Genomic DNA, 10,837 nt, shown 5'->3' on the forward strand with positions numbered 1-10,837 from the left:
GGGAACGCGTCACTCCCCGGCGGTGAGCATGTGTCGGTGGCTGGGGTCCACCGGGCCCTGGAACTTCTTGCTGCCCGGCTTGCCGTAGTGGACCGAGGACGGCTCCAGCACGGTGCGGTGGCCCGAGGCCACCAGCTGCGCGGCCCGCTTGGCGCCGAGCGGCTCGTCCATGATCTTCTGGTGGATCTTGAGGATGGCGTCGATGAGCATCTCCGGGCGGGGCGGGCAGCCCGGCAGGTACATGTCGACCGGGACCACGTGGTCGACGCCCTGCACCACGGCGTAGTTGTTGAACATGCCGCCGGACGAGGCGCACACGCCCATGGCCAGCACCCAGCGGGGCTCCGGCATCTGGTCGTAGATCTGGCGCAGCACCGGGGCCATCTTGTTGGTCACCCGGCCGGCCACGATCATCAGATCGGCCTGGCGGGGCGACGCCCGGAAGACCTCCATGCCGAAGCGCGCCAGGTCGTAGCGGGGCGCGCCGGTGGTCATCATCTCGATCGCGCAGCAGGCCAGGCCGAAGGTGGCCGGCCACAGCGACGACTTGCGCGTCCAGTTGACCAGCTTCTCCACGCTGGCCAGCAGGATCCCGTTGGGGAGCTTCTCCTCAAGACCCATCTCGCCGCTCCCTAGGTCAGTTCCAGTCCAGGCCGCCGCGGCGCCACACGTAGGCGTAGGCGAACCCGACGGTTGCGATGAACAGGACGATCTCCACGACCCCGAACAGCCCCAGGGCGTCGGAGTTCACCGCGAACGGGTAGAGGAAGACCATCTCGATGTCGAACAGGATGAACAGCATCGCGGTGAGGTAGTACGCCACCGGCATCCGGCCGCCGCCGACGATCGGCTGCGGGGAGGGTTCGATCCCGCACTCGTAGGCGTCCAGCTTGGCCCGGTTGTAGCGGCGGGGTCCGGTGAACGGCGCCGCCGTCACCGAGAACAACGCGAATGCGGCCGCCAGCACGAACAGGCACACCAGCGGGACATAGGCCCCCAGAGCCGAGGGGGCCGCTGCGGCTTCAGCGACGTTCAGCACCTTTTCGTCTCCTCCGTGTGGGGCCGATCACCGGCCTCGTGACGGAACCCTAGGGGTGACGTTCGCCGCACCTTCGGTAAGGCAGACCTAACTTGCACCGCCCCGACCTGCGCGTTCACCGGCACCTCCGACCGCCACCGTTGGCCGTCCTTGTGAAATTCTTCACAAGCTTGTGAACCAGTTCACAAGCGAGCCGAGCGTACGCCCCCCTCCCCAGGGTCGCCCAGGGGGTTGACAACCGGGCATCTTCAAGATCATGTCGGGTGACGTTCGACTACGCCGATCGGGTGTTTTCACGCATTTCCCGACAATGGCCGGAAAATGAAAAATCCCCTCGTGCGAGGGGATTTTCCAGGCCTTTGAGCTGGGCGGATGTCCGATCACCCAGTGTGATCAACTAGGTCGGACCGGACAGGTGTGATCATCATCTCAGACCGCCGGCGCGAGCCGCGTGGCCAGCGTGATCACCCGGTCCATGGCGTCGCCGTCCTTCTCGTCGTACAGGCCCGCGAGCAGCTTCAGCACCAGCCGCATCAGCCTCTCCTGCGGCATGCCATAGCGGGTGGCCGTGCGCATGATCGTCGGGTTGCCGATCAGCTTGGAGAAGATGGTGCCCAGCCGGTAGTAGCTGCCCAGGGCCTCGCGCAGGCGGGTCGGGTAGGCGTGCAGGGCGTGTTCGCGGGACATGCCCTCCGGGCGGGCCATCGCCTGCACCACGCACTCCGCCGCCAGCTTCGCCGACTCCATGGCGTAGCCGATGCCCTCGCCGTTGAACGGGTTCACCATGCCGCCCGCGTCGCCCACCAGCAGCAGGCCGTCGCGGTAGTGCGGGGTGCGGTTGAAGCCCATCGGCAGGGCCGCGCCGCCGATCTTGCCGATCGCGTTCTCCTCGCGGTAGCCCCACTCCTGCGGCGTGCCGTCCAGCCACGTCTTCATCAGCGCTCGGTAGTCGGTGCGGCCGTAGGCCTTCGAGGTCGACAGAATGCCCAGGCCCGCGTTGACCGTGCCGTCGCCCATGCCGAACAGCCAGCCGTAGCCCGGCATCAGCACCGGCTTCGACGGGTCCGTGCGGTCCCACAGCTCCAGGTGCGACTCCAGGTAGTCGTCGTGCGTGCGGGGGCTCTTGTAGTACCGCCGCACCGCGACGCCCATCGGCCGGTCGTCCCGCTTCTCGATGCCCATCGACAGCGCCAGCCGGGCCGACACCCCGTCGCAGGCCAACACCACCGGCGCGCGGAACTCCTTGCCGCCCTTGGACTTCACACCCTTGATGCGCCCCAGGCGCTCGTCCCGGATCGCCTCCGTGACGGTCACGCCCTCATGCAGCCGTGCCCCCGACTTCTGCGCGTTGCGGGCCAGCATCTCGTCGAAGTCCTGCCGGGGCCGCACCACCCCGTAGGGCGGGAAGCTGGCCAGCTCCGGCCACGCCAACTCCAGCCGCGTCTGGCCGGCGATCACCCGCAGACCCTTGTTGTGCAGCCAGCCCGCCTCTTCCCGGGTGTCGATGCCCAGGTCGATCAGCTGCTTCACGCCCCGGGGCGTCAGCCCGTCCCCGCACACCTTCTCCCGCGGGAACGTGCTCTTCTCCAGCAACAGCACATCCAACCCGGCCCGCGCCAGGTACGTCGCCGCGGTCGAGCCGGCAGGCCCGGCCCCCACCACGATCACGTCGGCGTCGTCGCCGGCCTGGCCTCGGCTGGGCGTGCTCATGCCGGACTCCCTCGTGAATTCGTTCACTTGCAGGTCAGAGTGAGTCTAACGGCCACCAGCGGGCAGGTTCGCGGCTACGGCTCTGGCCGCCGCGCTGGCGTACGCACCGCACAGATCACGCAGCACACCGGCCGGATCCCGGCGCAGTCGGGATGGCACCGTGTGCACCACCAGCACACCGGCGGCGGTCAGCGCGGAGTGCCGCCGGGTCGTCCGCTCGTGGTCCGCCGGCGCCAGATGAAACTCCGTCGAGTCGATCTCCCAGGCCAGACCGACATCCGCCCACCACGCGTCCACCACGGCGAGTCGATGGCCGTGCTTGTCGCGCAGTTCCGCGTTCCAGGCCGGTGCCGGCAGCTTGCTCCTCAAGATCAGCCTGCGCGCCCATGCCTCCGCCGTGGACCGGACACCGTCACCGACCTCGGTGAGGACGATTCTCGGCAATGCCGTGCCGCGCAGCCTGGGATGCACCAGTTCCCGGGTCAGGTCGCCGACTGTGCAGATGCCACGTTGCACTCCGTCGGCCAGCATCGCTCGCACGATGTCGAGCCGCCCGTCCCGCCTCGCCGCGTCGATCAACGCCCGCGCCGGGCTCGCCAGCGGAACTCCGTCCACAGTCGTCGTCAGCCATGGCCGCTTCGTCCGTTCGACCAGCATGAACGACTGGCTGGCCAGCCGACTGTCCGGCGGCACCAGCACGTGCACCGGGCCGTCGACCGGGAGTCGGTGAACGCCGTGCCGCCGCGCCGCTTCGACGCCGGTGATCACCGCCTTCGGTCCGGCCCGTAGCAGTGCGGCCACCACCATCTGGCGGCGGCTCGGCACCCCTCCGGTCAGGAGGTAGACACCCGTCAACAGCCTCGTCCAGCCACCTCCCGGCCGGCACCGACGAGCCGGGAGCGACTGATCGACGCCCAGGTGCACCAGGTCCGTCCAACACGCCACGGACTCGGGAAACATCGCCGACAACCAGCCATCGTCAAGCCTGCTGTGTTTCGTCACTCACCCAATGATGGCCACGCACGCGCGAGACGCCACCACCTTCGCGCACCTGTGGACAACTCCACCTCCAGCACCCCAACGCCCCCACTTATCCACAGGGCACCTTTTTGTCACATGCGCTTCTCATGTGTCACCAGACGCCACATAGGAAGCGCATGTGGCAACCCACGGCGTCGTACGCCCGCCCGCAGTCGGGAGAGATGTCACGTGCGCTTCCTATGTGGCACTGGGGCGCAAGTGGGAAGCGCATGTGGCGAAAAAGTGGCGCATCGAGCGGTGCTGCGCCGAAGCTGAGGCGGGGGGTGGGGGGCGGGGGCGGGGGCGGGGGCGGGGGCGGGGGCGGGGGCGGGGAAAAGCTACTGCGGCTTGGTGGCGCGGTGGAGGGCGGCCATGCCGCCGGTGAGGTTCATCCAGGCGACGTCTTCCCAGCCGGCCTCGGCGATGAGCATGGCCAGGGTGCGCTGGTCGTGCCAGTCGCGGATGGATTCGGCGAGGTAGGTGTAGGCGTCGGAGTTGGAGGCGACGGGGCGGGCGATGACGGGGAGGGCGCGGAGGGCGACGTTGCTGTAGAGCTGGCGCAGCGGCTTCCAGGTGGGCTTGGACAGCTCGCAGATGACGAGGCGGCCGCCGGGGCGGACGACGCGGGCCATCTCGCGCAGGGCCTCGACGGTGCCCTGGAAGTTGCGCAGGCCGAAGGAGACGGTGGCGGCGTCGAATGCGCCGTCGGCGAAGGGCAGGTGCAGGGCGTCGGCGGCGATCTTGGGCACGGGGCGGCGGGCGCCGCTGCGGAGCATGCCGAGGGAGAAGTCGGCGGCGACGCACCAGGCGCCGGCGCTGGCGAACTCGACGGTGGACACGGCGGTGCCGGCGGCGAGGTCGAGGATCTTCTCCCCGGCCCGCGCGTCGAGGGTGCGGCGCGTCCACTCCCGCCACCGCCGGTCGAACCCGAGGGTCATGACGGAGTTCGTCAGGTCGTAGCCCTTGGCCACGCCGTCGAACATCTCGGCGACCTCGTGCGGGTTCTTGTCCAAGCCGGCGCGCGACATAGACGGAGCCTATGTCACCTGGCCCGCAGGGCGGCCAGCATCCCGTCGACGGCGGCCGGCCAGGGGAACTCCTCGGCCCGGGCCCGGGCGGCGGCGCGGCGGTCGGGCTCGGGGTCGGCCAGCAGGGAGGTGACGGCGGAGGCGAAGGCCGGGGCGTGGTCGGAGACGGCGGCGCCGCAGCCGGGGGCCACGATCTCTCGCAGGGCGGAAGAGGCGGACACGACAACGGGGGTGCCGGAGGCGAGGGCCTCCAGGGCGGCCAGCCCGAACGTCTCGTGCGGACCTGGGGCCAGGGACACGTCGGCGGAGGCGAGCAGGGTGGCGACCTGGGGCCGGGAGGAGACGAAGCCGAGGAAGGTGATCGGCAGCCCGGCGGCCCGGCGTTCGAGGGCCTCGCGGCGGGGCCCGTCGCCGGCGATGACCAGCCGCACGTGGAAGCCGGATTCGTGCAGCTCGGCGACGGTGTCGATGCTGCGTTCCACGTGCTTCTCGGGCGACAGCCGGCCGCAGTGGACCATCAGCGCCGACGCGCCGCGGGCCAGGTCGTCGCGGACGGACCGGTCACGCCGGCACGGGGTGAACTCCCGCAGGTCGACGCCCAGGGGAACGCGGCGAACGTTGGCGGCCCCGACGCGGTCGAACTCCTCACGGGCGAAGTCGGTGGTGCAGACCACGGTGTCGTAGCTGGCGGCCATCCGCCGGTTCGCCCAGTCGGCGCCGCGCACGGCCGGCTGGTGCGGCACCAGGAACTGCTCCAGCAGCCGGTCCAGCCGCTCGTGCGAGATCACGACGCTGGGCACGCCGCGCTGAGACGCCCAGTGCCCCATGCCCCGCAGCGTGAGCCGATCGGAGACCTCCAGCCGGTCCGGCCGCAGCCGGTCGAGCAGGGCGTGCACCCGCCACGGGTCGACGGCACGGTAACCGCCGGTGCCGGGGATGACGGGTGCGCGCAGGGTGATCCGCTTGACGCCGCTCGGCAGCAGTTCGCACGAGGGGGTGCGGCCGGGAACGACGAGGAACACCTCGTGCCCGCGCAGGGCGTAGCCGGCGCCGAGGTGGTGCAGTGCGGTGCGCAGTCCGCCCGATCGTGGTCCGTAGAAGTTGGCGAGCTGGACTACGCGCACCGCGACTCCGGCTGGTCGAGCAGCTCGTTGTAGTGCCCGAGCAGCTCGTCGCAGACCGCGGGCCAGGTCCTGGCCTGCACGGCCCGCCGGGCGGCCGCACCGAAGGCGGCCCTGGTGTCGCTGTCGCGCAGCAGGTCGATACTTCGCCGCAGGCCGGCGGCGAATTCCTCGTCGGCCCACGGCGGCAGCAGGAACCCGGTGCGGCCGTGGTCGATCAGGTCGGACGGCCCGCCGGCGTCGGGCGCGATCGCCGGCAGCCCGGAGGCCAGCGCCTCCTGCACGGTCTGGCAGAACGTCTCGTGCGGGCCGGTGTGCACGAAGACGTCCAGGCTCGCGTACACGCGGGCCAGCTCCTCACCGGTTTTCATGCCGAGGAACGCGGCCACGGGCAGCTTGTCCCGCAGCACCTGCTCGTCCGGTCCGGCCCCGACGACGACCAGCCGCACGCCCGGCACGTCGTTCAGCGCGGACAGCCGGTCCACGCGCTTCTCCGGCGCGAGCCGGCCCACAAAACCGACCAGCAGCTCGCCGTTGGGCGCCAACTGCCGGTGCAGGGCCTGGTCCCGCTTGCGCGGGTGGTAGCGCTCAGCGTCCACGCCCCGACCCCACCGATGCACCCGCGGCACGCCGCGTTCCCGCAGCTCACGCACGGCCCAGGTGGACGGCGCGAGGGTGCGGCCGGCCAGCGAGTGCAGCCGCTTGGTCCACCGCCACGCGGTCCGGGCGCCGAGTCCGAGCCCGTACGAGCCGGCGAAGCCGGCGATGTCGGTCTGGTAGACGGCGATCGTCGGCAGCCCGAGCTTGCGGGCCGCGGACAGGCCCCGGGCGCCGACCACGAAGGGTGACGCCAGGTGCACCAGGTCGGGCCGGAAGTCGGCGAGCGCGGTGAGCACCTTGCGGGTCGGCAGGCCGACCGGCATGGAGCTGACGAACGGGAACTCGACGGCCGGCAGCCGCACCACCGGGGTGTCCTCGTGCCGGTCGGGGCCCGCTCCGGGCGCGACGACCAGGCTCTGGACACCGTGCCGGCGCAGGTGCGCCAGCACCTGGACCACGGAGTTGGTCACCCCGTTGACCTGCGGCAGGAAGCTCTCGGTGACGATCGCGACGCGCACCCGCCCAGCGTCCGCGCCGATCCCGTACGCAGGGTGACCGGTTGGCGAACGCTGCCCGAAATCCTCAGGTCAGCCATTGGCGCGCGGCCCGGCGGTCCGCAGACTTGATCTGGTGATCTCCGGGACGTCACCTCTGATTCTCGTCGGCGACACCGAGCGCGTTCACGCTCGGGTGGCGTGACCCTCTTGTCCTCCCGATCGATTCAGCCGGTGGATCCCGGGCTGCTGTCCCGGGCACTGGAGGTCGCCGGCCGACTGGCCAACGACGCCTCCGACGTGATCACGGCGACCGCCGGCCGGGGCGCTCGGCCGGAGTCCAAGGACTCCCCCTTCGACTGGGTCACGGACACCGATCGCACCCTGGAACGCCACACCCGCCGGGTGCTGGCCAGCGAGTTCCCCGGCATCCCGGTGCACGGCGACGCCTTCGGCGCGGACGAGGAGATCAGCGCCGCGCCCTACCGCTGGGTGGTCGACCCGGTCGACGGCACCACCAACTACGTGGCCGGCATCCCCTGGTGCGCCTACAGCCTCGCCCTGCTCGACGAGCACGGCCCGGTAGTCGGTGTGGTGGCCGACCCGTACCGCGCGCAGATCTACGCCGCCGCTCGCGGGCGCGGCACCCGGGCCAACGGCACGCCGGTCAAGCTGATCGACAAGACCGAGGTGGCTGGGGCCGTGATGTGCACGGAGTGGACCAAGACCGGCCCGTGGCCGGGCATGGACAGCTTCATCGCCCGCGCCGCCAAGGCCCGGGCCGGCGTGCGCGTGCTGGGCTCGGCCGCGCTGTCGGTGGCGCAGGTGGCGCTGGGCCATGCCGCCGCGGCCGTGCTGCACAGCTACCACGAGTGGGACGTGGCCGGCGCGGTCGCGCTCGCCGTGGAGTCCGGCGCGGTGGTGCTGGATCGGCGCGGCTCGGGCGATCCGCTGCCCCTGGACGGTCTGCTGGTCGCGGCCCCCGGCGTGGCCGACGAGGTGCTCACGTGGTGGCAGGAGTCCCTGGACGTCGCAGCCACCAGATCAGTCCCGCCGCGACTGCCCATGTGATGCCGACCAGCATCCCGAACGGCAGGAAGGTCAGCCGGTAGTCCCGGCCGGCCACGCGGACCAGGTCGTCCGGGTCGGTGGTGTCGTACTCGACCTGCACCCGCTGCCCGGCCTGGAGGTCCTGCGGATAGAGCACGCCCAGCGGCGGGCTGTGGGTCGCGCCGTCGGGAGTGGTGAACCTCACCACGGTGCGGTCGAAGGCGACGGAGAGCACATCGGCGTCGGTGTGGCCGAGGTTGCCCTCGATGGCGTGGTCGTCCCGCCAGGCCCCGGCGATCAGCAGCAGGCTCATGGCCGTGATCAGCACGGCCGCCGTGACCACGCCGATCAGCCAGGCCCGACGGCCCGTCGGCAGCTTGTCCAGGCCGAGGAACGCCCAGCGCGAGCGCCGCTGTCCGGCCGGCTCGCCCGGTCGGTTCGCGACTGCGTTCTCCACCACAGCGCCCGAGTGTAGGCCTGCTCGGAGTCACGACCCGGCGAAGTGCGCTCTACGCTCGAAGGCGTGATGACCGCTCCGAATCCCCGCGCCACCGGTCTCCAGGCCCGCAGCCGGGTGGTGGCGACCGACGAGGACCTGGTCCGGCTGCTGCCGTCCGCGGACGGCGCGCTGGCCTGGGTGATGCGGGGAGAGGGACTGGTCGGATGGGGCGAGGCCGCCCGGTTCGAGCCGTCCGGGGCGGGCCGGTTCGAGCAGGCCGACCGCTGGTGGCGGGAGTACGCGGCCGGCATCGACTGCGTCGACGAGGTCGGGCTGCCCGGCACGGGTCCGGTCGCGTTCGTCAGCATGGCGTTCGCCGACGACCCCGGCTCGTCGGTGCTGGTCGTGCCGCGGGTGCTGGTCGGCCGGCGGGACGGTGTCACGTGGGTGACGGAGATCGGCGAGCCGGCCGAGGTGCACCCGGTCGAGCCGGTGCGCAAGCCGACCACGATCGCCTACTCCCAGGGCGAGCTGCCGGTCACCGACTACCGGGACGCGGTGACCCAGGCGGTCAAGCGGATGCGCAACGGCGAGCTGGCCAAGGTGGTGCTCGCGCACGACCTGATCGCCAACACCGACGAGGACGTCGACCCGCGGTTCCTGCTGCACGGGCTGGCCGCGAAGTATCCGAGCTGCTGGGTCTTCTCGGTGGACGGCCTGGTCGGGGCCACCCCGGAGATGCTGATGCGGCGCCAGGACTCGCGGGTGTACTCGCGGGTGCTGGCCGGCACCATGTGGCCGCATGCCGGCGTGCATCAACATCTGACCGGCGACGAGCTGGCCCAGGAGCTGCTGGCCTCGGCCAAGAACCAGGGCGAGCACACCTACGCCGTCGAGTCGCTGGCCGAGGCGCTGCGGCCGTTCTGCTCGTCGATGTCGGTCTCGCCGCGACCGCACGTGCTGCGGCTGCCCAACGTCATGCACCTGGCCAGCGACGTCGCCGGTGAGCTGGCCGGCGAGTCCTCGCTGCTGCGGCTGGCCGGCGCCGTGCACCCCACCGCCGCCGTCGGCGGCACTCCGCGGGCCAAGGCCGTCGCCACGATCACCGAGCTCGAAGGCATGGACCGCGGCCGATACGCCGGCCCGGTCGGCTGGGTCGACGCCAACGGCGACGGCGAGCTCGGCATCGCGCTGCGGTGCGCCCAGGTCGACGGGTCCAGCGTGCGCCTGTTCGCCGGCGGCGGCCTCGTGCCCGATTCCGATCCCGACACCGAGGTCGCCGAGGCCGCCGCGAAGATGATCCCCATCCGGGACGCCCTGGAGCGCGCCGACTAGCAGCGCACGGGCCCCGCCGAGCACTGCTCGGAATCACCACGTCGACCGCGAGCTTGAGCGCTTTCACTCGAACGTGTTATCGACAAGATCGGGCTACCCTTGCTGGTTGGACCAGCAAGGGAACCAGGTGGAGATCTACGCGCACATCGACGAGAGCGGCGGCCGACTGCCCGACGGACGCCGGCTGTACGGCATGGCCGCCGTGCTCACCGAGGAGACGGACCACCCACTCCTCCGCAAGCGCTTGCGAGCTCTGTTGCTCCCGGGCCAGGCCTACCTGCATCAGCACGACGAGAGCTTCGAACGTCGCATGGAGATCGTCCGCGAGATGGCGGAGCTGCCCTTCACCGGCGCGATCGTCGTCACCTCGGAAACCACGGCGGCCGAGACGGAGCGGGCACGGCGGCGGTTGCTTCGCTGGCTGCTCCCCCGACTGCAGCACGGCGAACGGGTCGAGCGGGTCGTGGTGGAATCACGGGCCGGGGGCGACAAGCACGACCGGCGCACTCGTGATCACCTCATCCGGTCGCGGACGATCAGCTCGGGCATGGGGGTCACGCACGTCACCAAGGTGGGCGACGAACTGCTGTGGCTGGCCGATTTCCTGGTGAGCACGTACACCACCGCGCTCGTGCACGACCAGACCGAGCAGTGGGCGATTCTCGAGGCCGCGCACGTGATCGAGGTGGTCACCGACCCCGGATAGCGCGAAACCCGGGCTCCCGTCGTCCGGCGGGTCACCCGGGCTCACTTCCAAGCGCGCCCTAGGGCCGCTGGCTCCGAGTCGAGGATATCAGGGGTTGGCGGGTGGTGTCGTCGCTCGGGCGGGTGTGGACAGGGCTGTGGACAACTGTGTGGACAAGTGCGAAAGCTGTGGATAACCGGTGGATGGGGCGGGGGGGGGGGCGGGGCGCGCCCCCCCCCCCCCCGCCCGGGGGCCCGGGCGCGGGGGGGGGGGGGGGGGGGGGGGGCGGGGGTGGGGGGGGGGGGGCGGGGCGGGC

General features: G+C 71.4%; 11 protein-coding genes. 3 read left to right on the forward strand and 8 right to left on the reverse strand.

Translation table 11 applies throughout. From position 1 onward, the window contains the following. Nucleotides 1-9 precede the first annotated feature (9 nt). The 7 genes from ACIG5F_RS16180 to ACIG5F_RS16210 all read right to left on the reverse strand — a co-directional run bounded on the left by ACIG5F_RS16180 (nucleotide 10) and on the right by ACIG5F_RS16210 (nucleotide 7,036). On the reverse strand, nucleotides 10-621 hold the full coding sequence (locus ACIG5F_RS16180; RefSeq protein ID WP_396518488.1) for a NuoB/complex I 20 kDa subunit family protein: 612 nt from the start codon (nucleotides 619-621) through the stop codon (nucleotides 10-12). A gap of 16 nt (nucleotides 622-637) precedes the next feature. Continuing rightward, complete coding sequence (locus ACIG5F_RS16185) at nucleotides 638-1,039, reverse strand: NADH-quinone oxidoreductase subunit A (protein WP_211764937.1); 402 nt, start codon at nucleotides 1,037-1,039, stop codon at nucleotides 638-640. A gap of 429 nt (nucleotides 1,040-1,468) precedes the next feature. Beyond that, nucleotides 1,469-2,749: a geranylgeranyl reductase family protein gene (locus tag ACIG5F_RS16190; RefSeq protein WP_396518489.1), complete on the reverse strand. Its 1,281-nt coding sequence runs from the start codon at nucleotides 2,747-2,749 to the stop codon at nucleotides 1,469-1,471. Nucleotides 2,750-2,794: 45 nt separating this feature from the next. Beyond that, nucleotides 2,795-3,604, reverse strand: a complete 810-nt coding sequence (locus ACIG5F_RS16195; protein ID WP_396518490.1) for a hypothetical protein — start codon at nucleotides 3,602-3,604, stop codon at nucleotides 2,795-2,797. A 503-nt stretch (nucleotides 3,605-4,107) separates the two neighbouring features. Beyond that, a complete protein-coding gene (locus ACIG5F_RS16200) occupies nucleotides 4,108-4,797 on the reverse strand; it encodes a demethylmenaquinone methyltransferase (RefSeq protein WP_396518491.1) in 690 nt (229 codons plus the stop codon). Between the two features lie 14 nt (nucleotides 4,798-4,811). Continuing rightward, nucleotides 4,812-5,921, reverse strand: a complete 1,110-nt coding sequence (locus ACIG5F_RS16205; protein WP_396518492.1) for a glycosyltransferase — start codon at nucleotides 5,919-5,921, stop codon at nucleotides 4,812-4,814. After that, entirely contained in the window at nucleotides 5,912-7,036 is a 1,125-nt protein-coding gene (locus ACIG5F_RS16210; RefSeq protein WP_396518493.1) for a glycosyltransferase family 4 protein, read from the reverse strand. Before ACIG5F_RS16210 ends, ACIG5F_RS16205 begins: the two co-directional genes overlap by 10 nt. Nucleotides 7,037-7,213: 177 nt before the next feature. On the opposite strand from ACIG5F_RS16210, the gene ACIG5F_RS16215 reads away from it, so the two are divergent. Then, the gene (locus ACIG5F_RS16215) at nucleotides 7,214-8,083 is read left to right on the forward strand and encodes an inositol monophosphatase family protein (protein WP_396518494.1); all 870 of its coding nucleotides are present in this window, start codon (nucleotides 7,214-7,216) and stop codon (nucleotides 8,081-8,083) included. Here the strand turns inward: ACIG5F_RS16215 and ACIG5F_RS16220 are convergent. Further along, nucleotides 8,016-8,522, reverse strand: a complete 507-nt coding sequence (locus ACIG5F_RS16220; RefSeq protein WP_396518495.1) for a DUF3592 domain-containing protein — start codon at nucleotides 8,520-8,522, stop codon at nucleotides 8,016-8,018. The genes ACIG5F_RS16215 and ACIG5F_RS16220 overlap by 68 nt on opposite strands. Before the next feature lie 66 nt (nucleotides 8,523-8,588). On the opposite strand from ACIG5F_RS16220, the gene ACIG5F_RS16225 reads away from it, so the two are divergent. Both ACIG5F_RS16225 and ACIG5F_RS16230 read left to right on the forward strand, forming a co-directional pair. Then, nucleotides 8,589-9,836: an isochorismate synthase MenF gene (locus tag ACIG5F_RS16225; RefSeq protein WP_396518804.1), complete on the forward strand. Its 1,248-nt coding sequence runs from the start codon at nucleotides 8,589-8,591 to the stop codon at nucleotides 9,834-9,836. 106 nt (nucleotides 9,837-9,942) lie between these two features. After that, nucleotides 9,943-10,542 (forward strand): hypothetical protein, encoded by a 600-nt coding sequence (locus ACIG5F_RS16230; RefSeq protein ID WP_396518496.1) that lies wholly within the window; start codon nucleotides 9,943-9,945, stop codon nucleotides 10,540-10,542. Nucleotides 10,543-10,837: the final 295 nt, after the last annotated feature.

This window comes from Kutzneria sp. NPDC052558, from assembly GCF_044547355.1.
In the GTDB taxonomy this organism is placed as follows: domain Bacteria; phylum Actinomycetota; class Actinomycetes; order Mycobacteriales; family Pseudonocardiaceae; genus Kutzneria.

Excerpts from the sequence above, each read along its gene's own strand:
- ACIG5F_RS16180 (WP_396518488.1), bottom strand. The coding sequence starts at position 621 with ATGGGTCTTGAGGAGAAGCTCCCCAACGGGATCCTGCTGGCCAGCGTG.
- ACIG5F_RS16190 (WP_396518489.1), bottom strand. The coding sequence starts at position 2,749 with ATGAGCACGCCCAGCCGAGGCCAGGCCGGCGACGACGCCGACGTGATC.
- ACIG5F_RS16200 (WP_396518491.1), bottom strand. The coding sequence starts at position 4,797 with ATGTCGCGCGCCGGCTTGGACAAGAACCCGCACGAGGTCGCCGAGATG.
- ACIG5F_RS16225 (WP_396518804.1), top strand. The coding sequence starts at position 8,589 with ATGACCGCTCCGAATCCCCGCGCCACCGGTCTCCAGGCCCGCAGCCGG.